Consider the following 21,496-nt stretch of genomic DNA (forward strand, 5'->3'; position numbering starts at 1 on the left):
TCGAACGGGTTCATCGACATCTTCACGTTCGCGATATCCACACCCGTGTTGTCCGACTTCACGCGGACCTTCACGTTGTAATCGACCACTCTCTTCACTGGAACCAGGATTTTCATGCACACGCTCCAAAGTTACGAATACGACCAGAGGCCATTTTATAGCGAGGCCTCATGACTGCGCGGCCAAGCGGACCAATCCATCGCGACTATCGAGGATAGCGCTCCGCTTCGGCGCGCCGGCAATAGCGAACGGTCGTTCTATTTTAAAAGAGAAAAAACCCGGACGCAAAGCCCGGGTTTTCGATCATCGACTCTAATCGTCGCCGGGCGCGCCCAGTACTTCGTGTTACCAGGCAGCAATGACCGCGCCGCCAAACTTCTGCTCGATGAACTGCTTCACTTCCACGGAATGATAGGCAGCGATCAGCTTCGCGACCCACGGCTTGCTGCGATCGGCTTCGCGAATCGCGAGAATGTTCGCGTACGGACCGTTCGGACCCTCGATTGCGATCGCGTCCTGTTTCGGCTTCAGGCCCGCTTCCATCGCGTAGTTCGTATTGATTGCCGCCGCGTCAACGTCGCCAAGCGAGCGCGGAATCTGCGCCGCATCGAGCTCGACGATTTTCAGCTTGCGCGAATTGTCGACGATATCGAGTGGCGTCGCCTTCAGCCCGGCGTCCGCGCGCAGCTTCAGCAGCCCCTGTTTCTGCAGAAGCAGCAGCGCGCGGCCGCCGTTGGTCGGGTCGTTCGGCACCGCGATGCGCGCACCCGGCTTCAACTCGGCCAGCGACTTCACCCGCTTCGAATAGATGCCCATCGGGAACGTAACGGTATCCGCGACCTTGATCAGCTTGTAGCCGCGGTCCTTTATCTGCGCCTGCAGATACGGATCGTGCTGGTAGCTGTTCGCATCGAGATCGCCGGACGCGAGCGCCGCGTTCGGCTGCACGTAGTCGGAGAATTCGACGATGCGGATATCGAGGCCGCTCTTCGCCGCGACCTTCTTCACCACTTCCATGATCTGCGCATGCGGGCCGCCCGTCACGCCCACCTTGATGGTTTCCGCCTGCGCGTGCGCGCTCGTGAACAGCATGGCCGCACCGACTGCGGCCGCGAACTTCAGCATGAAGCGTCGTTGCATCGTCTCCCCCAACGGATGATTGTCGCTTTTACTTGTGGCTCAGCCGGCGCACCAGCCAGTCGCCGAACGATTGCACGATCTGCACGAACACGATCAGGATCGCGACGACCGTCCACATCACTTCCGGCAGGTAGCGCTGATAGCCGTAGCGGATCCCGAGATCGCCAAGCCCGCCGCCGCCGATCGCACCGGCCATCGCCGAATAGCCGACGAGCGACACGAACGTGATCGTCAGGCCCGCGACGATGCCCGGCAGCGATTCGGGCAGCAGCACCTTGAAGACGATCTGCGACGTCGTCGCGCCCATCGACTGCGCGGCCTCGATCAGCCCGCGATCGACTTCGCGCAGCGCGGTCTCGACCAGCCGCGCGACGAACGGCGCGGCCGCGAGCGTCAATGGCACGACCGCCGCGGCCGTGCCTATCGACGAACCCGTGACGAGCCGCGTCAACGGAATGACCGCGACCAGCAGGATGATAAACGGCGTCGAGCGCACCGCGTTCACGATGCCGCCGAGCACGCGGTTCACGCCGAGGTTCTGCAGCACGCCCTGGCGGTCGGTCAGATAGAGCAGCACGCCGAGCGGTAGCCCGACGAGCGCGCCGACCGCCCCCGAGATGCCGACCATGATCAGCGTCTCCCAGAACGACTGCACGAACATATCGAACATCTCACTCAACATACGAAAGCTCCTCTACCACCACACCTTGCTCGCGCAGGAACGCGAGCGCTTCCCCGACCTTGCCCGGCTCGCCGCCCGCGAGCACCGCGAGCGATCCGAACGCCTGCCCCTGGATCTCGTCGATCTGGCCGTGCAGGATGTTGAAATCCAGTTCGTACCGGCGAATCGTCTCCGACAGAATCGGCTGGTCGACGCCCGAGCCGGTGAACGCGAGCCGCAGCAAATGCCCGCTGCCTGTCTTGAGCCGCTCGGCCACACGCGCCTTCAGCGCAGGCGGCAACTCCTGCGCGATCACGTCGCCGATCAGCGCGCGCGTCACTTCGTGATGCGGCTGCAGGAACACGTCGATCACGCGCCCCTCCTCGACCACACGACCCGCATCGAGCACGGCGACGCGATCGCACACCTGCTTGATCACTTCCATCTGGTGCGTGATCAGCACGATCGTCAGGCCGAGCTCGCGGTTGATGCGCTTCAGCAGGTCGAGAATCGAACGCGTGGTTTCGGGATCGAGCGCCGACGTCGCTTCGTCCGACAGCAGCACCTTCGGCTTGCTCGCGAGCGCGCGGGCAATGCCGACGCGCTGCTTCTGGCCGCCGCTGATCTGCGCCGGATATCGATCCTTCTGCGCGGACAGCCCGACGAGGTCGAGCAGCGGCAGCACGGCCGCCTCGATGTCGGCACGGCTTGCGCCGGCCAGCTCGAGCGGCAGCGCGACGTTCTCGAACACCGTACGCGACGACAACAGGTTGAAGTGCTGGAAGATCATGCCGATTTCGCGGCGCGCTTCGCGCAGCGCACTGGCCGGCAGCACCGTGAGATCGCGCCCGCCGACGACGACGTTGCCTTCCGTCGGCCGCGTGAGCAGGTTGATGGTGCGCACGAGCGTACTCTTGCCGGCGCCGCTTCGGCCGATGATGCCGAACACCTCGCCCTGCGGGATCGTCAGGTTGACGTTGTGCAATGCGTCAACCCAGCCGGTCGGCCCGGGGAAACGCTGCGACAGATTGCGTAATTCGATCATGTAAACAAAACGGCGGCCGGCTGGCGAAGAGGCCCGCCAGTCGGCCGCCGCTGCATCTGGAATAACCGGCGATTTTACCGCAAACGTCTCATTCCCCTTAATAATCGATTTCGATCTTTTCATAACCAGACGAAATTAGAGGGGCGCCGCGGGGCCGTGACGGGAATGCCGCGACTATGATCCGGAAACACCGATGCCAACGAAACAGGGGACACGCCAGATGACCGTCATCACCACGCCGGCCACCGCATCCGCCACCGCTGCGCCGGGCCTGACGGCGGCGCCCGCTCCGCGAATGGGCCGACTGCGTACCGCGGACGGACTCGAACTGGCGTCATACCGCTGGCCGGCCGGCAACGGCACTGCGCCGCCGCGCGCGACGATCGCGCTCGTGCACGGCCTCGCCGAGCATGCGGGCCGCTACGCCGCGCTTGCCGCCAGACTGAACGCGGCCGGTGTCGAAGTGCTGGCAATCGATCTGCGCGGGCACGGGCAGTCGCCCGGCAAGCGCGCATGGGTCGAGCGCTTCGACGAGTACCTGAACGATGCGGACGCGCTCGTCGCGGAAGCCGCCCGCGACAATACGCCGCTCTTCCTGATGGGTCACAGCATGGGCGGCGCCGTCGCGGCGCTCTATGCGATCGAGCGCGTGCCGGCGCACGGGTACGCGCTGGCGGGACTCGTGCTGTCAAGCCCGGCGCTGGCGCCGGGACGCGACGTGCCGCGCTGGATGCTGGCGATGAGCCGCATCATCAGCCGTATCTGGCCGACCTTCCCCGCGATCAGGATCGATGCGGCGCTGCTGTCGCGCGATCCGGCCATCGTCGCGGCCAATCGCGCCGACCCGCTCGTGCACCACGGCGCGGTGCCGGCGCGCACCGGCGCGGAAATCCTCGACGCGATGGCGCGCATCGAGCGCGGCCGCGGGACGCTGCGCACGCCGGTGCTCGTCTACCACGGCACCGACGACAAGCTGACCGAGCCGGATGGAAGCCGCGCGTTCGGCGCCCGTGTCGGCTCGACCGATCGCACGCTGACGCTATACGAAAGCGGCTTCCACGAAACGATGAACGATCTCGAGCGCGACCGCGTGATCGACGCGCTGATCGCATGGATTCACGCGCGCGCGCTGGCCCGTTGAGCACACGCGACCGCCGCTCGCCTCAGATACCGGCCAGCACGCGCAGATGCGCGACAACGCTGCGTCCAAGCGCCGACAGGTTGTAGCCGCCTTCTAGGCAGCTCACGATGCGACCCTGCGCGTGTCGGCGCGCAACGTCGACAATCTGTGCGGTCAACCACTCGAAATCGGCCTCGACGAGACCGAGGTTGCCGATGTCGTCCTCGCGGTGCGCGTCGAAGCCCGCCGATACGAACAGCATTTGCGGCTTGAACGCGTCCAGCCGCGGCAGCCAGAACATGTCGACCGCTTCGCGGATCGCCATCCCGTTGCTGCGCGCAGGCATCGGCAGGTTGACCATGTTCGGCGCCTGGTGATCGACGCCCGAGAACGGGTATAGCGGATGCTGGAAGAAACTGCACATCAGCACGCGCTCGTCGTTCGCGAACGCGGCTTCGGTGCCGTTACCGTGGTGCACGTCGAAATCGACGATCGCGACGCGCTCGATGCCGTGGACGTCGAGCGCATGCCGCGCGGCGATCGCGACGTTGTTGAAGAAGCAGAAACCCATCGCGCGCGCGGGTTCCGCGTGATGGCCCGGCGGCCGGACGCTGCAGAACGCATTCGCGTAGCGGCCCTCGATCACCGCGTCGGTCGCCGCGATCGCGGCGCCGGCCGCACGCAACGCGGCGCGCCACGTGTCGCGGTTCATCAGCGTGTCCGGATCGATCTCGACGTAGCCGTCGACGGGCGTCATGCTGCGGATGTAATCGATATGGGCCTGCGTATGCACGCGGCCCAGCGCGACCTCGCTCGCGAACGGTGCGGTCTCGTGCACGATCAGATCGTCGATGCGACTCGCGATCAGTTGATCCTGGATCGCCGACAGTCGCGCCGGGCATTCCGGATGCCATTCCCCCATCTCGTGCAGCATGCAGTCGGGGTGCGTATAGAAGGCGGTTGCCATAAGCTGTCATCTACGGCGCCTGGTGCGCCGCACGTCTCCGTCAATGATGTCCATCGTCTGCCGCGAATTCGCCGCTAACTTACCACAACGGGGCGCTGCTTCGCCCCGGCACGCGGGATGCGTCGGGTATACTGCGCCGAACCCTATCGCATTGTCCGCCCGCTTCGACATGAATTCCAGCAAGCCTGCCGCCCTACTCTCCGCGCTGTTCCGTGCTCGCATTCCGCTCGTTGCCGCTACCGTCGTCGCCACGCTGGCCGCCACGCCCGCCGTTGCACAGACGCAGCCTGCGACGTCCGCCGGCACTCAGGTCGCGCAAGCACAACCGCAACAGCCTGCACCGCAAGGTCAGACATTCGAAGAGGAAATCGTCCCACAGCGTTACGCGAACAACGCGCAGGTCGACGCATTCATCGACGAGTTGGTGAGTCGCGACAGCTTCGATTCCGCGAGCCTGCATGCGCTGTTCTCGCGCATCAGCTACTCGGCGACCGCCGTCAAACTCGTGCGGCCCGCGCCGACGCCGTCGATCAAGAACTGGCGCGTCTATCGATCGCGCTTCATCGAGCCGATCCGCATCAATGCGGGCGTGAAATTCTGGAGGGCGAACCAGGCGACGTTGCAGCGCGCGTCCGAGGAATTCGGCGTGCCGCCGGAGGTAATCGTCGGCATCATCGGCGTCGAAACGATCTATGGCCGCTACATGGGCAACTTCCGCGTGCTCGACGCGCTGACGACGCTCACGTTCGACTATCCGGACACGCCAAATCGCGAGAGCCGGCAGGCGACCTTCCGCAAGAACCTCGAAGATTTCCTCGTCTGGACGCGCGACAACCAGCTCGACCCGACCACCGTGCTGGGTTCATACACGGGCGCGATCGGCATCCCGCAGTTCCTGCCGAGCAGCATCCGCGAGTATGCGGTCGATTTCGACGGCACGGGCCACGTCGACCTGCGCAGCAGTCCTGCCGATGCGATCGGCAGCGTCGCGAACTACCTGAAGCAGCACGGCTGGGAAACCGATCGTCCGGTGGTCTGGCGCATCACGCCCGACACGGGCAGCCTCGGCATCGCGCAAGCTGCCGCCGACGGTCAGCCCGAGCCGCACTGGGCACTGTCGCAACTGCTGCGCGCAGGCATGACGCTCAACGAGCCGATGGTCAACATCACCACCGAAGCCGGCACGCCGGTCACCGTAGTCGATCTGCCGTCGCCGGGACGCGCGACTGAATACATGCTCGGCCTCAAGAATTTCTATGTGCTGACGCGCTACAACCGCAGCTTCTTCTATGCACTCGCCGTGTATCAACTCGGCGAAGCCGTGAAGGCCCAAATGGAAGCGAGCGGCGCGCTCCCGCTGCCCGCGGTGGATACGCAAGCGCAATAGGCGCAAACCGCCTAAAGAAAAAAGCGCCGCATATGCGGCGCTTTTTTATTATGTGCCCGGGTGCATACCGCCCGGGCTCAAGCAGGGAACACGCCGGTCGACAGGTAGCGGTCGCCGCGATCGCAGACGATGAACACGATCGTCGCGTTCTCGACCTGACGCGCGATGCGCATCGCGACTTCACATGCCCCGCCCGACGAAATGCCGACGAAAATGCCTTCGACGGCCGCGAGCCGCCGCGCCATCGTTTCGGCCGCGGCCTGGCTAACGTTCTCGACGCGATCGATGCGACTGCGATCGAAAATCGTCGGCATATAGGCTTCCGGCCACTTGCGGATACCCGGGATACGCGAGCCATCCTCCGGCTGCGCGCCGACGATCTCGATCGTCGAATTCTGTTCCTTCAGATAGCGCGACGTGCCCATGATCGTGCCCGTCGTGCCCATCGCCGACACGAAATGCGTGACGCGGCCTTCCGTGTCGCGCCAGATCTCCGGACCCGTCGTTTCGTAGTGTGCGACCGGATTGTCGGGATTTCCGAACTGATCGAGGATCACGCCCTTGCCTTCGCGCTGCATTTGCTCCGCGAGGTCGCGTGCCAGTTCCATCCCGCCCTTCACCGGCGTAAGGATGATCTCTGCGCCGTAAGCGGCCATGCTCTGGCGGCGCTCGACCGACAGGTCTTCCGGCATGATCAGCACCATCTTGTAGCCGCGGATCGCCGCTGCCATCGCCAGCGCGATGCCCGTGTTGCCGCTCGTCGCCTCGATCAGCGTATCGCCCGGCTTGATCCGGCCACGCGCCTCGGCCTTGCTGATCATCGACAACGCCGGACGATCCTTCACGGAGCCGGCCGGGTTGTTGCCTTCCAGCTTCGCGAGCACCACGTTGTTGCGTGCGCGAATCTCGTCGTCCACCAGACGGACCAGTTGCACGAGCGGCGTGTTGCCGATCGTGTCTTCGATAGTTTTGTAAGCCATGGAGATACCGTAAGTACGAGGCCGATCAATCGGTTGATTGTAAACCAGTGCCGCGGCTCGCGCCGGCAACCCCATTGCGACGATGGAATCGCCCCGTCGCACGATCCGCGATGGCACGCACGCGGCATACACGCAAAAAGCCCGCGGCACGCCGCGGGAAACCGTCGCAACGACGGCGACTGAAGGAGCCTTTCGTCGGATGCGCGTTACTTCTGTGCGGTGCGAGCCGGCGCCGCGGCAGGTTTCGCCGCAGCCGGTTTGCCGGTGGCAGGCGCCAGCGCAGCCGAACCGGCCGCGCCGATCGTCAAGCCCTCTTGCCGAAGGCGCTCGACCGTATGGCCGCCCATGCCTTTCACGCGCGACGCGAGATCGTCTGCATTCCTGAACGGGCCGCGCGCACTGCGCTCGTCGAGAATCGCCTTTGCCCGCGCAGGACCGATGCCCTTGATGCCCACGAGCGCATCCTCGTTCGCAGTGTTGACGTCGACGGCTGCCCAGGCGGACGCGATCGCGCCGAACATGGCAACTGCAGCAAACCATTTCCTGATCATGTGCTGGATCTCCGATGAAAACGGCCGGCGGCTGCCGACCGTGAGACCCAGTCTATCGATGCAACGCCCGGGTTTAAACCTGGCCGGACAGCCAACGTACGTAGCGATCGACACCTTCCTGCACGGTGAAGAACGGTGCGTCGTAGCCAGCCGCACGCAGTTTCGTCTGGTCGGCCTGCGTGAAGCACTGGTACTTGCCGCGCAGTGCATCGGGGAACGGCACGTACTCGATCAGGCCCTGCTCGACCTGCTGCGCGAGCGTCAGCGGCTGCAGGTTGTCGAGCGCGCGCAGCGTGTTCACGACGGTCGACGCGATGTCGTTGAACGGTTGCGCGCGGCCGGTGCCGAGATTGAAGATGCCAGACTTCTCCGGATGATCGAAGAAGAACAGGTTCACCTTCGCGACGTCCTCGACCGACACGAAGTCGCGCGTCTGCTCGCCCGGCGCATAACCGTTGTACTCGCCGAACAGCTTGACCTTGCCTTCCGCGCGGAACTGGTTGAAGTTGTGGAACGCAACCGACGCCATTCGGCCCTTGTGCGTCTCGCGCTTGCCATACACGTTGAAATAGCGGAACCCGGCGATCTGGCTCTTCGCGCTCGGCAGCACACGACGGATCACCTGGTCGAACAGGAACTTCGAATAGCCGTAGACGTTCAGCGGCGCCTCGACTTCACGCTCCTCGACGAAACGCGTCGAGCCGCCGTAGATCGCGGCCGACGACGCGTACAGGAACTGCGCGCCTTGAGCGAGGCATGCGTCGAGCACCGCGCGGCTGTAGCGGAAGTTGTTGTCCATCATGTAGCGGCCGTCGGTTTCCATCGTGTCCGAACAGGCGCCTTCATGGAACACCGCGCGTACTTTGCCGAAATCGCCGCGCGCGAAGCGCTCGACGAATTCCGTCTTGTCGAGATAGTCGTCGATCTCGCAATCGACGAGGTTGCGGAACTTGTCCGCGCGCGTCAGATTGTCGACCGCGACGATGCGCGTCTCGCCGCGCTCGTTGAGCGCCTTGACGATGTTCGCGCCGATAAAACCGGCTGCGCCGGTAACGATAATGGTCATGACCGTCCTGCCTGAAAAGTACGAGACATTCGGGCAGCGCACTGGCGGCGCCGCCGAATGCGCTCAGTGAAACAGTTCGTCGTAGTCGACGGTAGCCGTGCCGAGCTTGCCGACCACGATGCCCGCCGCGCGGTTCGCAAGCACGACGGCGTCGACGAGCGGCACACCTGCACCGAGCATCGTCGCGACCGTCGCGATCACGGTATCGCCCGCGCCGGATACGTCGTACACCTCGCGTGCAAGCGCCGGGGCATGCAGTTCGCCCGTTGCGGAAAAGAGCGTCATCCCCTCTTCCGAACGCGTGAGCAGCAATGCATCGAGGTCGAGTTCCTCGCGCAGATTTGCGACGCGCGCGCGCAGGTCGTCTTCCGATTTCCACTGACCGACGACTTCGCGCAACTCGGCGCGGTTCGGCGTGATCAGCGACGCGCCGCGATAGCGCGCCCAGTCGCCGCCCTTCGGATCGACGAGCACCGTCTTGCCGGCCCCGCGCGCCTTCTCGATCATCGTCGTCACATGTGTCAGACCGCCTTTCGCGTAATCCGACATCAGCACGACGTCATGCTGCGGCAGCAGCGCATCGAAATGCGCGAGCCCGGCAAGCAGCACCTCGTGCGTCGGCGTCGCCTCGAAGTCGACGCGCAGCAGTTGCTGCTGGCGTGCGAGCACGCGCAGCTTGATCGTCGTCGGCAGCGCGGCATCGCGTTCGAGATGGGGCGTCACGCCGCTACTGGCGAGCAGTTCGACGATCCGCTCCCCGGGCTCGTCGCAGCCCACGACGCACAGCAGCCCGGCCTGGGCTCCAAGCGTGACGGCGTTGCGCGCGACGTTGGCCGCACCGCCGAGCCGCTCCTCCTGACGCTGCACGTGCACGACCGGCACCGGCGCTTCCGGGGAAATACGGTCGACGTTGCCGAACCAGTAGCGGTCGAGCATCACGTCGCCCACGACGAGCACACGCGAACGCGCAAGTTGCTCGCGCGGTACCGGCACCACTTCGCGAAGAATAGTCATCGTGCGGTCATCCACGGGAGAGGGGCTGGGGATCGACATGCGGGCGTCCGATCGCGTAGTAATCGATGCCGAGTTCGGCCATCGCATCCGGCTCGTACAGGTTGCGCCCGTCGAAGATCACCGGTGCCTTCAATTCCGTTTTCAGGCGCGTGAAATCCGGGCTCCTGAATTCCTTCCACTCGGTGACGATCACGAGCGCGTCCGCTGCCGTCACGGCCGCATCTTGCGTATCGACGAAATGCAGGCGGGCGAGCGCATCGGACTTTTCGCCGAGATCGAGCGCGAACACACGGCGCGCCTCGTCGATCGCGACCGGGTCGTACGCACGGACGGTCGCGCCACGCCCGAGCAATGCGGCGATCAGGCGGCGGCTCGGCGCCTCGCGCATATCGTCCGTATTCGGCTTGAACGCAAGGCCCCAGACCGCGAATTCGCGGCCGGTCAGATCCGCGCCGAAGCGCTGCTCGATCTTGCCGATCAGCACGTCCTTCTGCGCGGAGTTGGCCGCTTCGACAGCCTCCAGGATGCGCAGCGGCTGGCCGTTCTCGCCGGCGGTGCGGATCAGCGCCTGCACGTCCTTCGGGAAGCACGAGCCGCCGTAACCGACGCCCGCGTACAGGAAGTGATAGCCGATACGCGGATCGGAACCGATCCCGCGGCGCACGGCTTCGATGTCGGCACCGACCTTGTCGGCAAGATTCGACATCTCGTTCATGAACGAGATACGCGTTGCCAGCATTGCGTTCGCCGCATATTTCGCAAATTCCGCCGAACGCACGTCCATATAGATCGTGCGCTCGTGATTGCGGTTGAACGGCGCGTAGAGCTTCTTCATCTTCTCGCGCGCGATCGTGCCCGTCTCGTCGTCGTCGACGCCGATGACGATCCGGTCCGGACGCATGAAGTCCTCGACTGCCGCGCCTTCCTTCAGGAACTCCGGATTCGACACGACCGAGAAGCGATGCGCGACGCTGCCAGCGAGCCCGCGTGCGCCGAGTGCCTCATCGACCACGGCGCGTACGCGTTGCGCGGTGCCGACCGGCACCGTCGACTTGTCGACGATCACCTTGAAGCCCGTCATGTGACGGCCGATGTTGCGCGCGGCCTCGAGCACATATTGCAGGTCGGCCGAGCCGTCCTCGTCGGGCGGCGTGCCGACCGCGATGAACTGGATCTCGCCGTGCGCGACGCTCGCTTCGATGTCGGTCGAGAACTGCAGGCGCCCCGCCGCGCGGTTGCGCGCGATGATGTCCTGCAGACCGGGTTCGTGAATCGGCATCCCGCCGTTGTTCAGGATGTCGATCTTGCGCGGATCGACGTCCAGACAGAAGACGTCGTGGCCGATCTCGGCGAGACAGGAACCCGTGACGAGACCGACATAGCCGGTGCCGATGATGGTGATTTTCATAGATGTTCCGGTACTTCCCGGTAATTGACTAACTTGGCCGCCGGACCGAGCCCGGCGGCAACCGCTGCGCGTCGGCGCAGTACGCCGGAATCAGCCCGGCATCGCGGGTTCGACGCGGCGCGGCGCATAGGTTTCCCAACCGCTGCATCCCGGGCACTGCCAGTAGAAGAGCCGGGCACGGAACCCGCAATTCTGGCACGTATAGCGTGGCAGATTTTTGGTGCGCTGCCGGATCAGCGTGCGCATCATTTCGAGTTCCTTGCGGCGCGGCTCGTCGGCCGCCGCGATCTGCGCATCGAGCAGATGCAGCATGCCCGACAGGTTCGGCGCCTTTTCCATCTGCGCGCGCGCGAGCATATGCGCCGCTTCCTGGCCGCGCAGCCCTGCGATGTGCTGGTACGCAATATCAAGCAGGTCGTTCGACGGATAACGATCGACGTAGTCCATCAGCAGCTCGGCGCCCTCGACCGTCTTGCCGAGTGCGACGTAGGCCTTCATCAGTTTGTCGGTGACGAGCGGCAGATAAGCCGGATTCTGCTTTTCCACGCGCTTCCAGTGCTCGATCGCCGCCGCAGGGTCGCCCGCCGCTTCGGCCGCATCGCCCGACAGGATCGTCGCGCGGACGTTCTGGGAGTTCGCGACGAGCGCGAGCTTCAACTGCTCGGCCGCGGCCGCCGCGTTCTTGCGCTGCAGCGCGTCCTGCGCAAGCTCGCAATGGAACTGCGCGATTTCAGTGCCGAGCGACTTCTCGCTCATCGACTCGATGCGCTTCGCGGTATCGATCGACTTGTTCCAGTCCTTCTCGATCTCGTAGATCGTCAGCAGCGCCCGCTGCGCGCCCAGCGCGTAGTCGCCATCGGCGAGCCGATGGAACGCCTCCTCGGCGCGATCGAGCAGCCCTGCCTTCAGAAAATCCTGGCCGAGTTCGTACAGCGCGTGATCGCGCTCGTTGACCGGCAGATCGGTGCGGCTCAGCAGGTTCTGGTGCACGCGGATCGCGCGGTCCGTTTCACCGCGGCGGCGAAACAGGTTGCCGAGCGCGAAGTGCAGTTCGACCGTCTCGGGGTCGAGCTTCGCGACCTCGATGAACGCGTCGATCGCCTTGTCGGGTTGCTCGTTCAACAGAAAATTCAGGCCGCGAAAATACGATCGCGGCAGGTTGGCGCTCTCCGACAGGAGATTCTTCAGGTCATAGCGGGACGCCGCCCAGCCGAGCGCAAACGCCACCGGAATCGCGAGCAACCACCAGAAATCCAGATCCATGCGAAATATCGAAGCAGAGACGAAAACCGCGCGAGGCTCGCGCGGCGTCCGTGTTAAATGACGGGCGGCATCGGCGGCTGGTCGACGACGGTCGGGGTTTCGCGCGCCGCGCGCAGATCGCGCTTCAGGCGTCCGTTCTCGAGACGCAGACGGAAGATCGCGGGCAGCGCGGACAGCAGGCCAGCCAGCAGCCCGACGGCGAAGAACGCGAGACCGATCAGGATCAGCGGCGCCTGCCATGTGTAGCCGGCAAGGAAATTCAGCGTCGCGGTTTGCGTATTGGCCAGCGCGAGCACCAGCAGCAACACGAACACCAATACCCGGATCAGCCAGACGATAAACTTCATGTAGCCCTCTCTTTGTTGAGGTTTGCCGCGGCGCGCGACTCCCCTTCGCGGCGCCGAATCGCCCCGTATTGTAAAGGAAGCGTTTCCGCGTCACCGCACATCCTGCGCGCAGGCGCCTCCACGCGGTCGCCGGAAATGAAAAAAGCGCCCGCAGGGGGCGCTTTTTTCTTCAGCCTTCGCCGGATGGGTTCCGGGCACACCGAACGACGCTCAACGGTCGTCGTCCGGGTCATCAGCTTTCAGCGGCTCGCCGGCGCGGCCGTCGACGCGTTCACGCAATTCCTTGCCGGGCTTGAAGTGCGGCACGAACTTCTCGGGCACCTGCACTTTTTCCCCCGATTTCGGGTTGCGTCCGACGCGCGCCGGGCGACGGTTGAGGCCGAAGCTGCCGAAACCCCGAATTTCAATGCGATGCCCTTTCGCCAGGGCGTCGGACATCGCATCGAGCATCGTTTTCACTGCGAAATCCGCATCCTTGAGGACAAGTTGCGGAAATCGCAATGCCAGCTGCGCGACCAACTCGGATTTGGTCATACTTCAGCAGACCTCGTAAGGCTTACTGGTTCTGGCCGTCGAGCTTCGCCTTCAGCAGCGCGCCGAGGTTGGTCGTACCGGTCGCAGCCGAGCTGGTGTCCGACTGCAGGCCGCGGATCGCTTCCTGTTGTTCAGCCGAATCCTTCGCCTTGATCGACAGGTTGATGCCACGCGACTTGCGATCGATGTTGATCACCATCGCGTTGACCTTGTCGCCTTCCTTCAGCACGTTGCGTGCGTCTTCGACGCGATCCTGCGAGATTTCGGATGCACGCAGGTAGCCTTCGATGTCGCCCGTCAGCGTGATAACCGCGCCCTTCGCATCGACCGACTTCACAACGCCGTCGACGATCGAGCCCTTGTCGTTCATTGCAACGTAGTTGCTGAACGGGTCGCCTTCGAGTTGCTTGATGCCGAGCGAAATGCGCTCCTTCTCGACGTCGATACCGAGCACGATTGCTTCGACTTCGTCGCCCTTCTTGTACTTGCGAACAGCTTCTTCGCCGGCTTCGCTCCACGACAGGTCCGACAGGTGGACCAGGCCGTCGATGCCGCCCGGCAGACCGATGAACACGCCGAAGTCGGTGATCGACTTGATTGCGCCCGTGATCTTGTCGCCCTTCTTGAAGTTGCGGCTGAAGTCATCCCACGGATTCGGCTTGCATTGCTTCATGCCGAGGCTGATACGACGACGGTCTTCGTCGATCTCGAGGACCATGACTTCGACTTCGTCGCCCAGCTGGACAACCTTCGACGGAGCAACGTTCTTGTTGGTCCAGTCCATTTCCGACACGTGGACCAAGCCTTCGATGCCCGATTCCACTTCGACGAATGCGCCGTAGTCGGTAATGTTCGTGACCTTGCCGAACAGGCGCGTGCCCGACGGGTAACGGCGCGAGATGCCTTCCCACGGATCGTCGCCCAGTTGCTTGATGCCCAGCGAGACGCGGTTCTTCTCCTGGTCGAACTTGAGGATCTTCGCGGTGACTTCCTGGCCAACCGACAGGACTTCGCTCGGGTGACGCACACGACGCCATGCGATATCGGTGATGTGCAGCAGGCCGTCGATGCCGCCGAGGTCGACGAACGCGCCGTAGTCGGTGATGTTCTTGACCACGCCGTTGACGATCGCGCCTTCCTTCAGCGTTTCGAGCAGCTTCGCGCGCTCTTCGCCTTGCGTTGCTTCGATCACTGCACGACGCGACAGCACGACGTTGTTACGCTTGCGATCGAGCTTGATCACGCGGAACTCGAGCGTCTTGCCTTCGTACGGGGTCGTGTCCTTGACCGGACGCGTGTCGACCAGCGAACCCGGCAGGAACGCGCGGATGCCGTTGACCATCACGGTCATGCCGCCCTTCACCTTGCCGGTGATCGTGCCGGTGACGAGTTCGTTGTTGTCGAGGGCCTTTTCCAGCGACAGCCACGATGCAAGGCGCTTCGCCTTGTCGCGCGACAGGATCGTGTCGCCGTAGCCGTTTTCGAGCGCGTCGATTGCGACGGACACGAAATCGCCCGACTGCACCTCAACCTCGCCCTGATCGTTCAGGAATTCCTCGATCGGAATGTAAGCCTCGGACTTCAGGCCTGCATTGACGACCACGAAGTTGTGGTCGACGCGCACGACTTCGGCGGAAATCACTTCGCCGGCGCGCATGTCTTGACGGGTCAGCGACTCTTCGAACAGAGCCGCAAAGGATTCGGTATTCGGGGTGGAGGTTTGCAGGTCGGACATAAAAATCTGATTGTGCATGGATCGCTGTGCCACGCCGGCCGGAATGGCAGGCTGAAAGGGCCAGATCGAGGCCATACGGGGTTAAGGGTTTGAAACACGCTCCACGCTTGCGGCGCGGAGCACCTACCGCTGCCTGCCTTCTCAGGCCGGCTGACCGAGCGCCCGGTACCACTGCAGCACATGGTCGACGGCTTCATCGACCGACAGCGCTGACGTATCGAGCAGCTTGGCATCTGCCGCGGGCTTCAGCGGCGCGGCCGCGCGATTGCTATCGCGCGCGTCACGTTCACGCAGATCCCGGAGCAAGTTATCAATATTAGCAGAAAAACCTTTTTGCATCAATTGCTTATGCCGTCTGGCCGCGCGTGCCTCGGCGCTGGCCGTCAGGAACACCTTCAGCACCGCATCCGGGAAGATCACGGTGCCCATGTCGCGCCCGTCGGCAACGAGGCCCGGCGTCTTGCGGAACGCGCGCTGGCGCGCGACGAGCGCGGTACGCACCGGCCCGTGCACGGCAATAGCGGACGCGCGGTTGCCCACCGCTTCGGCGCGGATGTCGTTCGACACGTCGACGCCGTCGAGCTGCGCGCAGCCTTCGCGAAACGTGATGTGTAGATCGTCGATCAGTTTTACAAGCGCGTCGATGTCCTCCGCCGCGATGCCGTAGCGTACGCTCGCGAGCGCCGCGAGACGGTACAGCGCGCCGCTGTCGAGCAAGTGGAAGCCCAGATGGGCAGCGACGAGCGCCGCGACGGTGCCCTTGCCGGAAGCAGTCGGGCCGTCGATCGTGATGACGGGAGTCGGGTGAAAGGGTCGGGTCGATTTCATCGGGTCAGTCGGGTCAGGCTTTGGCGAGCGCGGCGAAGCGGTCGAAATAGTCGGGGAACGTCTTGCCGACGCACTTCGGGTCGTTGATCCGGACCGGCACACCGCCCAGGCTGACGAGCGAGAAGCACATCGCCATCCGGTGATCGTCGTACGTGTCGATCGCTGCGTTCGGCGTGAGCTGTTGCGGCGGCGTGACGACGAGATAGTCGGCGCCCTCCTCGACGATCGCACCGACCTTGCGCAGTTCGGTCGCCATCGCGGCGATGCGGTCGGTCTCCTTCACGCGCCAGCTCGCGATGTTGCGCAGCGTGCTCGTGCCGCTCGCGAACAGCGCCGCGACCGCGATGGTCATCGCCGCGTCGGGAATCAGGTTGAAGTCCATGTCGATCGGCTCGAGCTTGCCGTGGTCGTGGCCGATGCCGCGCACCTCGATCCAGTCGTCGCCCATCGACACGTTCGCGCCCATCTGCATCAGCGCGTTAGCGAAGCCGACGTCGCCCTGGATGCTCGCGCGCCCTACGCCCTCGACGCGCAGCGGGCCGCCGCCGAGCGCGCCGGCCGCGAGGAAGTACGAGGCCGACGACGCATCGCCCTCGACCATGATCCGGCCCGGCGAACGATAGCGCACGCCAGCCGGCACGATGAAGCGTTGCCAGCCGTCGCGCTCGACGCTCACGCCGAAGCGCTCCATCAGCCGGATCGTGATGTCGATGTACGGCTTCGAGATCAGCTCGCCGTCGACTTCGACGACGGTCTTTCCGTCCTTCGCCTTCACGAGCGGCAGCGTCATCAACAGCGCGGTGAGGAACTGGCTTGACACGTCGCCGCGCACGCTGATCGGCGCGTCGACCGTAACGGTCGCGGGCTTGATCCGCAGCGGCGGATAGCCTTCGTTCAGTTCGTAGTCGATCTGCGCGCCGATCTGCCGCAGGCCGTCGACGAGATCGCCGATCGGCCGCTCGTGCATGCGCGGCACGCCGTGCACGCGATAGTCGCCGCCGTTGACCGCGAGCGCGGCCGTCAGCGGCCGCACGGCCGTGCCCGCGTTGCCGAGGAACAGATCGGCCGTCTTCGCGGTGAATGCGCCGCGCGTGCCGGCGACGACACAGGTGTCGCCTTCGCGATCGAGCTTCACGCCGAGCTTGCCGAGCGCATCGAGCATCACGCGCGTGTCGTCTGAATCCAGCAGGTTGGTGATCGTCGTGTCGCCTTCGGCGAGCGCCGCGAGCAGCAGCACGCGGTTCGAGATGCTCTTCGAGCCGGGCAGGCGCACGGTGCCCGCTGCGCTGGAATACGGGCCGAGATCGAGATAGTCCATGGGAATCGTCCTGTTATTTCTTGACCGGTTCGGCAGCGGGCTGCGCACCGCGCTCCTGCCATGCCTTGCGTGCGGCGCGCGAGCGCGCGAACACGGCTTCGAGCGCCGCGCCGTCGCCGGCGTCGATCGCATCGCGCAGCCGTGCGAGCACGCGCGTATACCCGTCGAGTTCGTCGAGCAGCGCCGCACGATTCGCGACGCACACGTCGCGCCACATTTCGGGGCTCGACGCCGCGATCCGCGTGAAATCGCGGAAACCGCCGGCCGCGTACGAGAATTTCAGTTCGGCGTCCGCCTCGCCGAGAATCTGCTCGACGAGCGCGAACGACAACACGTGCGGCAGATGGCTGATCGACGCAAACACGCGATCGTGCTGCGCCGTGCTCATCATGCGCACATCGGCGCCGGTCGCCCGCCACATCGCGTCGATCCGCGCGACCGATTCGCGAGCATTCTCCGGCAGCGGACACAGCACGACGTTGCGGCCGACGTACAGATCCGGCAGTGCGGCTTCGACGCCGCTCGACTCGCGCCCGGCGATCGGATGCCCCGGCACGAACTGCGCGATCCGCTCGCCGAGCGCTGCGCGCGCGGCCGCGACGACGTCGGACTTGGTGCTGCCCGCATCGGTCACGATCGTCGCATCGCCGAGCCACGGCGCGATACGTGCGAGCAGCGGGCCCGTTTGCGCGACCGGCGCGGCCAGCAGCACGAGATCCGCACCAGCCAGCGCGTCGCGCAATTGCGCGTCGTCGTCGAGCGCGGCCGCGCGATCGATCACACCGAGCGCCAGCGCGCGTTCGACCGAGGCACGCGAGCGGCCGACGCCGACGACCTCGCCCGCGCTGCCCGGCGTGCGCTCGCGCAATGCGCGAGCCAGCGATCCGCCGATCAGGCCGACGCCGAAGATGACCAATTTGTTGAATGCAAAGCCTGACACGACAAGAGCCAAGTGACGCACGCGGAACAACGCCCCGCGCACGGAAGTCCAGATTCCGGGCAACGGGCCCGCATCCGACTCGATCTGCGCCGGATACCACCCGAACCCGCCTTCGGCAGCGCCGTCCGGCCTGCCTTGCCCGCTTCGCCGCGCCGCCTGCGCGTGGCAGGTGACGGGCCGCTGCGCGTCAGCGCGCGCGCGGATACGAACCGAGTATCTTCAGGAACGCGGCCTTCTGGCCGAGCTCCGCGAGCGCGGCGGCCACGGCCGCCTCGTCCCGGTGCCCTTCGATGTCGATGTAGAAGTAATACTCCCACGTGCCGACGCGCGCAGGACGCGATTCGAAGCGCGTCATCGACACGCCGTGCCGCGCGAGCGGTTCGAGCAGCTTGAATACGGCGCCCGGCTCGTTCTTCACCGAGACGATCAGCGACGTCTGGTCGTGACCGCTCTGCCCCGCCGGCTGCTTGCCGATGATCACGAAGCGCGTGCGATTGTGCGGATCATCCTGAATCAGCGAGAACGCGATCTGCAGCCCGTAGTGCGCGGCCGCGCGATCGCCGGCGATCGCCGCGACGCTCGGGTCGGCCGCGGCGAGACGCGCGGCCTCGGCGTTGCTCGACACGGCCTGCCGCTCGAGTTGTGGCGCGTTCGCGGCCAGCCACTGCTGGCATTGCGCGAGCGCCTGCGCATGCGCGCATACGCGCGTCACGCCTTCGAGCGTGCCGTTCTGCGTGAGCAGGTTGTGATGGATCGGCAATGCGAGCTCGCCACTGATCAGCAACTGCGTCTGCAGCAGCAGGTCGAGCGTGCGCGATACGGCGCCTTCGGTCGAATTCTCGACCGGTGCGATGCCGAATGCGGACGCGCCGGCTTCGACCGAGCGGAAGACCTCGTCGATCGACGGACACGGGAGCCCTTCGATCGATTGGCCGAAATACTCGAACATCGCCCGCTCGCTGTATGTGCCGACGGGCCCGAGAAACGCGACGTGGATCGTCTGCTCGAGCGCGCGACTCGCGGCCATGATCTCGCGCCAGATGGCGCTGATGTGCTCGCTCGCGAGCGGCCCCGCGCTCATGTCCTGCAGGCGCGCGATCACCTGCAGCTCGCGCTCCGGCCGGAACACCGGCGCGTTGAAATGCTTCTTGACCTCGCCCACCTCCAGCGCCACCGCGGCGCGCTGGTTCAGGAGCGCGATCAGCTGCGCGTCGATCGCGTCGATACGATCACGCAGCGGTTTCAGGCGGGAATTCAGTTCGTCGTCCATGCGTAGTTGCCGTGCTGTTTGAGCCGCGTCGCCGTCAGGCGCCGCGCTGCTCGAAGTCCTTCATGTACTCGACGAGCGCTTTCACGCCCTCGAGCGGCACCGCGTTGTAGATCGACGCCCGCATGCCGCCGACGGACTTGTGGCCCTTCAGCTGCAGCAGCCCGCGCGCCTTTGCGCCGGCAAGGAAGTCTTCGTTGCGCGTTTCGTCGGCCAGGAAAAAGGGCACGTTCATCCGCGAACGTACCGCCGGCTCGACCTTGTTCAGATAGAAGCTGCTCCCATCGATCGTGTCGTAGAGCAGCTTGGCCTTCTCTATATTTCGTGCCTCCATCGCCTCGAGGCCACCCTGCCGCTTCAGCCACTGGAACACGAGGCCCGCGATATAGATCGCATAGGTGGGCGGCGTGTTGTACAGCGAGTTGTTCGCGGCGACGGTCTTCCATTCGAATGCGGACGGACAGATCGGCTGCGCGCGATCGAGCAGATCCTCGCGCACGATCAGCACCGTCACGCCGGCCATCCCGATGTTCTTCTGCGCGCCGCCGAACAGCACGCCGTATTTCGCGACGTCCATCGGGCGCGACAGGATGTGCGACGACACATCCGCGACGAGCGGCACGTCGCCGAGATCCGGAATCTCGAACGTCTCGACGCCGTCGATCGTTTCGTTCGTACACAGATGCACGTAGGCGGGATCGTCCGACAGTTGCCACTCGGCGCGGCCCGGCGCGCGCGTGAACCCGTCGGCCGTCTTGCCCGACGCGGCCAGATGCGGCGTGCCGTATTTCTTCGCCTCGTTGAACGACTTCTGCGACCACGAGCCCGTCACGACGAAGTCGGCCGTCTTGCGCGAGCCGAGCAGGTTCATCGGCACGATCGCGTTCTCGGCAATACCGCCGCCCTGCAGGAACAGGATCCGGTGGCTCGCCGGCACGCCGAGCAACTCGCGCAGGTCGGCGAGCGCCGCCTCGTGGATCGACATGAACTCCTTGCCGCGGTGGCTCATCTCCATCACGCTCATGCCGCTGCCATGCCAGTCGAGCATTTCGTCGGCAGCCTGCCGCAACACTTCCTCTGGCAGCGCCGCAGGGCCGGCGGAGAAATTAAAGACGCGCATCGTGAAAACCTCGGGAGGGACGCGACCGGCGGCTTGCCGCCGCATGTCAGTTGCAATTGAGCCGCGCCAAAAAAGGAATGGCCGTTTGCGCTCGCGCGCAAACGGCCATTATCGCACTGTCATCAGGCTCCCGCCAAACCCGGCCGAACGGCCGGGCGCGTGCCCGGACGGCTTACTTGCCCGGCTTGACTGCCGCGACTTCCTTGTCAGCCTGTGCACGCGTTGCCTGGATCGCTTGCGGCATGTACTTCTGCATCAGGCCGTTGACCACGTCGCGGCCAACCTGATCCTGAACCTGGATGAACTTGCGGCCCGTCGGGCTCTTGTAGAACGTCGTCAGATCCTTGATCTCCGACGTGCTGTAGTACTTCGCGTATGCGTCGTACTGGGCCGACATCGCGTCGTTCTGGAACTGCTGCGTACCGAACACCTTGCCTGCGCCGTCAACCAGCTTCGGCACCGCGTTCTTCTGCAGCGTCGGCACGGCAGCCTGCTTCTGCTTGTCGTTCAGCGTCTTGTTTTCCGACAGCGCGTCCGACAGGATCGCCGGAACGAGTTGCTTTGCCTGCATTTCGGCGCTATTGCCGATAGCCGACACGAGCTTCGGCGCGTCGATCGCGTCGAGCAGATCCTTGATCGCCGCCTTCTTGTCGGCATCGATCGGCGCAGCTGCTGCGGTTGCAGCCGGTGCTGAATTCGACAGCGCTTGCGCCATCGCAAACGTCGGCACCAGTGCAGCCAGCAGAACCAGTTGCTTGAATTGCTTTTGCATCATCACTCCCTCTTGGAAATATGAATGGTTGCT

General features: G+C 64.8%; 21 protein-coding genes and 1 pseudogene. 2 read left to right on the forward strand and 20 right to left on the reverse strand.

Going from position 1 to position 21,496, the window contains the following annotated elements; all coding sequences use genetic code 11:
- The 4 genes and pseudogenes from DIE13_RS14945 to DIE13_RS14960 form a co-directional block, all read right to left on the reverse strand.
- Nucleotides 1-116, reverse strand: a pseudogene (locus DIE13_RS14945) (electron transfer flavoprotein subunit beta/FixA family protein); the annotation flags it as partial.
- Nucleotides 117-345: 229 nt separating this feature from the next.
- The gene (locus DIE13_RS14950; RefSeq protein WP_124827916.1) at nucleotides 346-1,140 is read right to left on the reverse strand and encodes a MetQ/NlpA family ABC transporter substrate-binding protein; all 795 of its coding nucleotides are present in this window, start codon (nucleotides 1,138-1,140) and stop codon (nucleotides 346-348) included.
- A 28-nt stretch (nucleotides 1,141-1,168) separates the two neighbouring features.
- Entirely contained in the window at nucleotides 1,169-1,822 is a 654-nt protein-coding gene (locus tag DIE13_RS14955; RefSeq protein WP_014897715.1) for a methionine ABC transporter permease, read from the reverse strand.
- Complete coding sequence (locus DIE13_RS14960; protein WP_124827917.1) at nucleotides 1,812-2,846, reverse strand: methionine ABC transporter ATP-binding protein; 1,035 nt, start codon at nucleotides 2,844-2,846, stop codon at nucleotides 1,812-1,814. Before DIE13_RS14960 ends, DIE13_RS14955 begins: the two co-directional genes overlap by 11 nt.
- 220 nt (nucleotides 2,847-3,066) lie before the next feature.
- On the opposite strand from DIE13_RS14960, the gene DIE13_RS14965 reads away from it, so the two are divergent.
- Nucleotides 3,067-3,987 (forward strand): alpha/beta hydrolase, encoded by a 921-nt coding sequence (locus tag DIE13_RS14965; RefSeq protein ID WP_124827918.1) that lies wholly within the window; start codon nucleotides 3,067-3,069, stop codon nucleotides 3,985-3,987.
- A 22-nt stretch (nucleotides 3,988-4,009) separates the two neighbouring features.
- Here DIE13_RS14965 and DIE13_RS14970 read toward each other — a convergent pair whose 3' ends face one another.
- Nucleotides 4,010-4,933 carry a histone deacetylase family protein gene (locus DIE13_RS14970; protein ID WP_096503758.1) on the reverse strand — a complete coding sequence of 308 codons (924 nt, stop codon included), beginning with the start codon at nucleotides 4,931-4,933 and terminating at the stop codon, nucleotides 4,010-4,012.
- A gap of 43 nt (nucleotides 4,934-4,976) precedes the next feature.
- Here DIE13_RS14970 and mltB point away from each other — a divergent pair, with 43 nt between their 5' ends.
- Complete coding sequence (gene mltB / locus DIE13_RS14975; protein WP_124827919.1) at nucleotides 4,977-6,320, forward strand: lytic murein transglycosylase B; 1,344 nt, start codon at nucleotides 4,977-4,979, stop codon at nucleotides 6,318-6,320.
- A gap of 77 nt (nucleotides 6,321-6,397) precedes the next feature.
- Here the strand turns inward: mltB and cysM are convergent, their stop codons facing one another.
- From cysM to DIE13_RS15050, 15 genes are all read right to left on the reverse strand, one after another.
- Nucleotides 6,398-7,300 carry a cysteine synthase CysM gene (gene cysM, locus DIE13_RS14980; protein ID WP_124827920.1) on the reverse strand — a complete coding sequence of 301 codons (903 nt, stop codon included), beginning with the start codon at nucleotides 7,298-7,300 and terminating at the stop codon, nucleotides 6,398-6,400.
- A 206-nt stretch (nucleotides 7,301-7,506) separates the two neighbouring features.
- Nucleotides 7,507-7,851 (reverse strand): helix-hairpin-helix domain-containing protein, encoded by a 345-nt coding sequence (locus DIE13_RS14985; RefSeq protein WP_124827921.1) that lies wholly within the window; start codon nucleotides 7,849-7,851, stop codon nucleotides 7,507-7,509.
- A 73-nt stretch (nucleotides 7,852-7,924) separates the two neighbouring features.
- Nucleotides 7,925-8,917 carry an ADP-glyceromanno-heptose 6-epimerase gene (gene rfaD / locus DIE13_RS14990; protein ID WP_124827922.1) on the reverse strand — a complete coding sequence of 331 codons (993 nt, stop codon included), beginning with the start codon at nucleotides 8,915-8,917 and terminating at the stop codon, nucleotides 7,925-7,927.
- Nucleotides 8,918-8,980: 63 nt separating this feature from the next.
- The gene (gene rfaE1 / locus DIE13_RS14995; RefSeq protein WP_175787005.1) at nucleotides 8,981-9,931 is read right to left on the reverse strand and encodes a D-glycero-beta-D-manno-heptose-7-phosphate kinase; all 951 of its coding nucleotides are present in this window, start codon (nucleotides 9,929-9,931) and stop codon (nucleotides 8,981-8,983) included.
- 7 nt (nucleotides 9,932-9,938) lie between these two features.
- Nucleotides 9,939-11,339 carry a UDP-glucose/GDP-mannose dehydrogenase family protein gene (locus DIE13_RS15000; RefSeq protein ID WP_124827924.1) on the reverse strand — a complete coding sequence of 467 codons (1,401 nt, stop codon included), beginning with the start codon at nucleotides 11,337-11,339 and terminating at the stop codon, nucleotides 9,939-9,941.
- Nucleotides 11,340-11,429: 90 nt separating this feature from the next.
- A complete protein-coding gene (lapB, locus tag DIE13_RS15005) occupies nucleotides 11,430-12,602 on the reverse strand; it encodes a lipopolysaccharide assembly protein LapB (protein ID WP_124827925.1) in 1,173 nt (390 codons plus the stop codon).
- A 53-nt stretch (nucleotides 12,603-12,655) separates the two neighbouring features.
- On the reverse strand, nucleotides 12,656-12,949 hold the full coding sequence (locus DIE13_RS15010) for a lipopolysaccharide assembly protein LapA domain-containing protein (protein ID WP_124827926.1): 294 nt from the start codon (nucleotides 12,947-12,949) through the stop codon (nucleotides 12,656-12,658).
- A 210-nt stretch (nucleotides 12,950-13,159) separates the two neighbouring features.
- Nucleotides 13,160-13,483 (reverse strand): integration host factor subunit beta, encoded by a 324-nt coding sequence (locus tag DIE13_RS15015; protein ID WP_124827927.1) that lies wholly within the window; start codon nucleotides 13,481-13,483, stop codon nucleotides 13,160-13,162.
- A gap of 22 nt (nucleotides 13,484-13,505) precedes the next feature.
- On the reverse strand, nucleotides 13,506-15,218 hold the full coding sequence (rpsA, locus tag DIE13_RS15020) for a 30S ribosomal protein S1 (protein ID WP_096503780.1): 1,713 nt from the start codon (nucleotides 15,216-15,218) through the stop codon (nucleotides 13,506-13,508).
- Between the two features lie 141 nt (nucleotides 15,219-15,359).
- Complete coding sequence (cmk, locus tag DIE13_RS15025) at nucleotides 15,360-16,046, reverse strand: (d)CMP kinase (protein WP_124827928.1); 687 nt, start codon at nucleotides 16,044-16,046, stop codon at nucleotides 15,360-15,362.
- 13 nt (nucleotides 16,047-16,059) lie between these two features.
- Nucleotides 16,060-17,364, reverse strand: a complete 1,305-nt coding sequence (aroA, locus tag DIE13_RS15030) for a 3-phosphoshikimate 1-carboxyvinyltransferase (RefSeq protein ID WP_124827929.1) — start codon at nucleotides 17,362-17,364, stop codon at nucleotides 16,060-16,062.
- A gap of 13 nt (nucleotides 17,365-17,377) precedes the next feature.
- Nucleotides 17,378-18,304 (reverse strand): prephenate dehydrogenase/arogenate dehydrogenase family protein, encoded by a 927-nt coding sequence (locus DIE13_RS15035; protein ID WP_124827930.1) that lies wholly within the window; start codon nucleotides 18,302-18,304, stop codon nucleotides 17,378-17,380.
- Nucleotides 18,305-18,491: 187 nt separating this feature from the next.
- Nucleotides 18,492-19,574 (reverse strand): prephenate dehydratase, encoded by a 1,083-nt coding sequence (gene pheA / locus DIE13_RS15040; RefSeq protein WP_124827931.1) that lies wholly within the window; start codon nucleotides 19,572-19,574, stop codon nucleotides 18,492-18,494.
- Nucleotides 19,575-19,608: 34 nt separating this feature from the next.
- Nucleotides 19,609-20,691 (reverse strand): 3-phosphoserine/phosphohydroxythreonine transaminase, encoded by a 1,083-nt coding sequence (gene serC / locus DIE13_RS15045; protein WP_124827932.1) that lies wholly within the window; start codon nucleotides 20,689-20,691, stop codon nucleotides 19,609-19,611.
- A 172-nt stretch (nucleotides 20,692-20,863) separates the two neighbouring features.
- Complete coding sequence (locus tag DIE13_RS15050; protein WP_040144902.1) at nucleotides 20,864-21,463, reverse strand: DUF2059 domain-containing protein; 600 nt, start codon at nucleotides 21,461-21,463, stop codon at nucleotides 20,864-20,866.
- Between the last annotated feature and the right edge of the window lie 33 nt (nucleotides 21,464-21,496).

Source organism: Burkholderia sp. Bp9016 (genome assembly GCF_003857765.1).
GTDB lineage: Bacteria > Pseudomonadota > Gammaproteobacteria > Burkholderiales > Burkholderiaceae > Burkholderia.

What these genes read in the sequence shown, in the direction of transcription:
- DIE13_RS14960 (WP_124827917.1), bottom strand. Translation starts at nt 2,846, where the DNA reads ATGATCGAATTACGCAATCTGTCGCAGCGTTTCCCCGGGCCGACCGGC.
- rpsA (WP_096503780.1), bottom strand. Translation starts at nt 15,218, where the DNA reads ATGTCCGACCTGCAAACCTCCACCCCGAATACCGAATCCTTTGCGGCT.
- rfaD (WP_124827922.1), bottom strand. Translation starts at nt 8,917, where the DNA reads ATGACCATTATCGTTACCGGCGCAGCCGGTTTTATCGGCGCGAACATC.
- DIE13_RS14950 (WP_124827916.1), bottom strand. Translation starts at nt 1,140, where the DNA reads ATGCAACGACGCTTCATGCTGAAGTTCGCGGCCGCAGTCGGTGCGGCC.
- DIE13_RS15015 (WP_124827927.1), bottom strand. Translation starts at nt 13,483, where the DNA reads ATGACCAAATCCGAGTTGGTCGCGCAGCTGGCATTGCGATTTCCGCAA.
- DIE13_RS14965 (WP_124827918.1), top strand. Translation starts at nt 3,067, where the DNA reads ATGACCGTCATCACCACGCCGGCCACCGCATCCGCCACCGCTGCGCCG.
- DIE13_RS15000 (WP_124827924.1), bottom strand. Translation starts at nt 11,339, where the DNA reads ATGAAAATCACCATCATCGGCACCGGCTATGTCGGTCTCGTCACGGGT.
- cmk (WP_124827928.1), bottom strand. Translation starts at nt 16,046, where the DNA reads ATGAAATCGACCCGACCCTTTCACCCGACTCCCGTCATCACGATCGAC.
- DIE13_RS14955 (WP_014897715.1), bottom strand. Translation starts at nt 1,822, where the DNA reads ATGTTGAGTGAGATGTTCGATATGTTCGTGCAGTCGTTCTGGGAGACG.
- DIE13_RS15050 (WP_040144902.1), bottom strand. Translation starts at nt 21,463, where the DNA reads ATGCAAAAGCAATTCAAGCAACTGGTTCTGCTGGCTGCACTGGTGCCG.
- serC (WP_124827932.1), bottom strand. Translation starts at nt 20,691, where the DNA reads ATGCGCGTCTTTAATTTCTCCGCCGGCCCTGCGGCGCTGCCAGAGGAA.
- aroA (WP_124827929.1), bottom strand. Translation starts at nt 17,364, where the DNA reads ATGGACTATCTCGATCTCGGCCCGTATTCCAGCGCAGCGGGCACCGTG.
- mltB (WP_124827919.1), top strand. Translation starts at nt 4,977, where the DNA reads ATGATGTCCATCGTCTGCCGCGAATTCGCCGCTAACTTACCACAACGG.
- cysM (WP_124827920.1), bottom strand. Translation starts at nt 7,300, where the DNA reads ATGGCTTACAAAACTATCGAAGACACGATCGGCAACACGCCGCTCGTG.
- DIE13_RS14985 (WP_124827921.1), bottom strand. Translation starts at nt 7,851, where the DNA reads ATGATCAGGAAATGGTTTGCTGCAGTTGCCATGTTCGGCGCGATCGCG.
- lapB (WP_124827925.1), bottom strand. Translation starts at nt 12,602, where the DNA reads ATGGATCTGGATTTCTGGTGGTTGCTCGCGATTCCGGTGGCGTTTGCG.
- pheA (WP_124827931.1), bottom strand. Translation starts at nt 19,574, where the DNA reads ATGGACGACGAACTGAATTCCCGCCTGAAACCGCTGCGTGATCGTATC.
- rfaE1 (WP_175787005.1), bottom strand. Translation starts at nt 9,931, where the DNA reads ATGACTATTCTTCGCGAAGTGGTGCCGGTACCGCGCGAGCAACTTGCG.
- DIE13_RS14970 (WP_096503758.1), bottom strand. Translation starts at nt 4,933, where the DNA reads ATGGCAACCGCCTTCTATACGCACCCCGACTGCATGCTGCACGAGATG.
- DIE13_RS15010 (WP_124827926.1), bottom strand. Translation starts at nt 12,949, where the DNA reads ATGAAGTTTATCGTCTGGCTGATCCGGGTATTGGTGTTCGTGTTGCTG.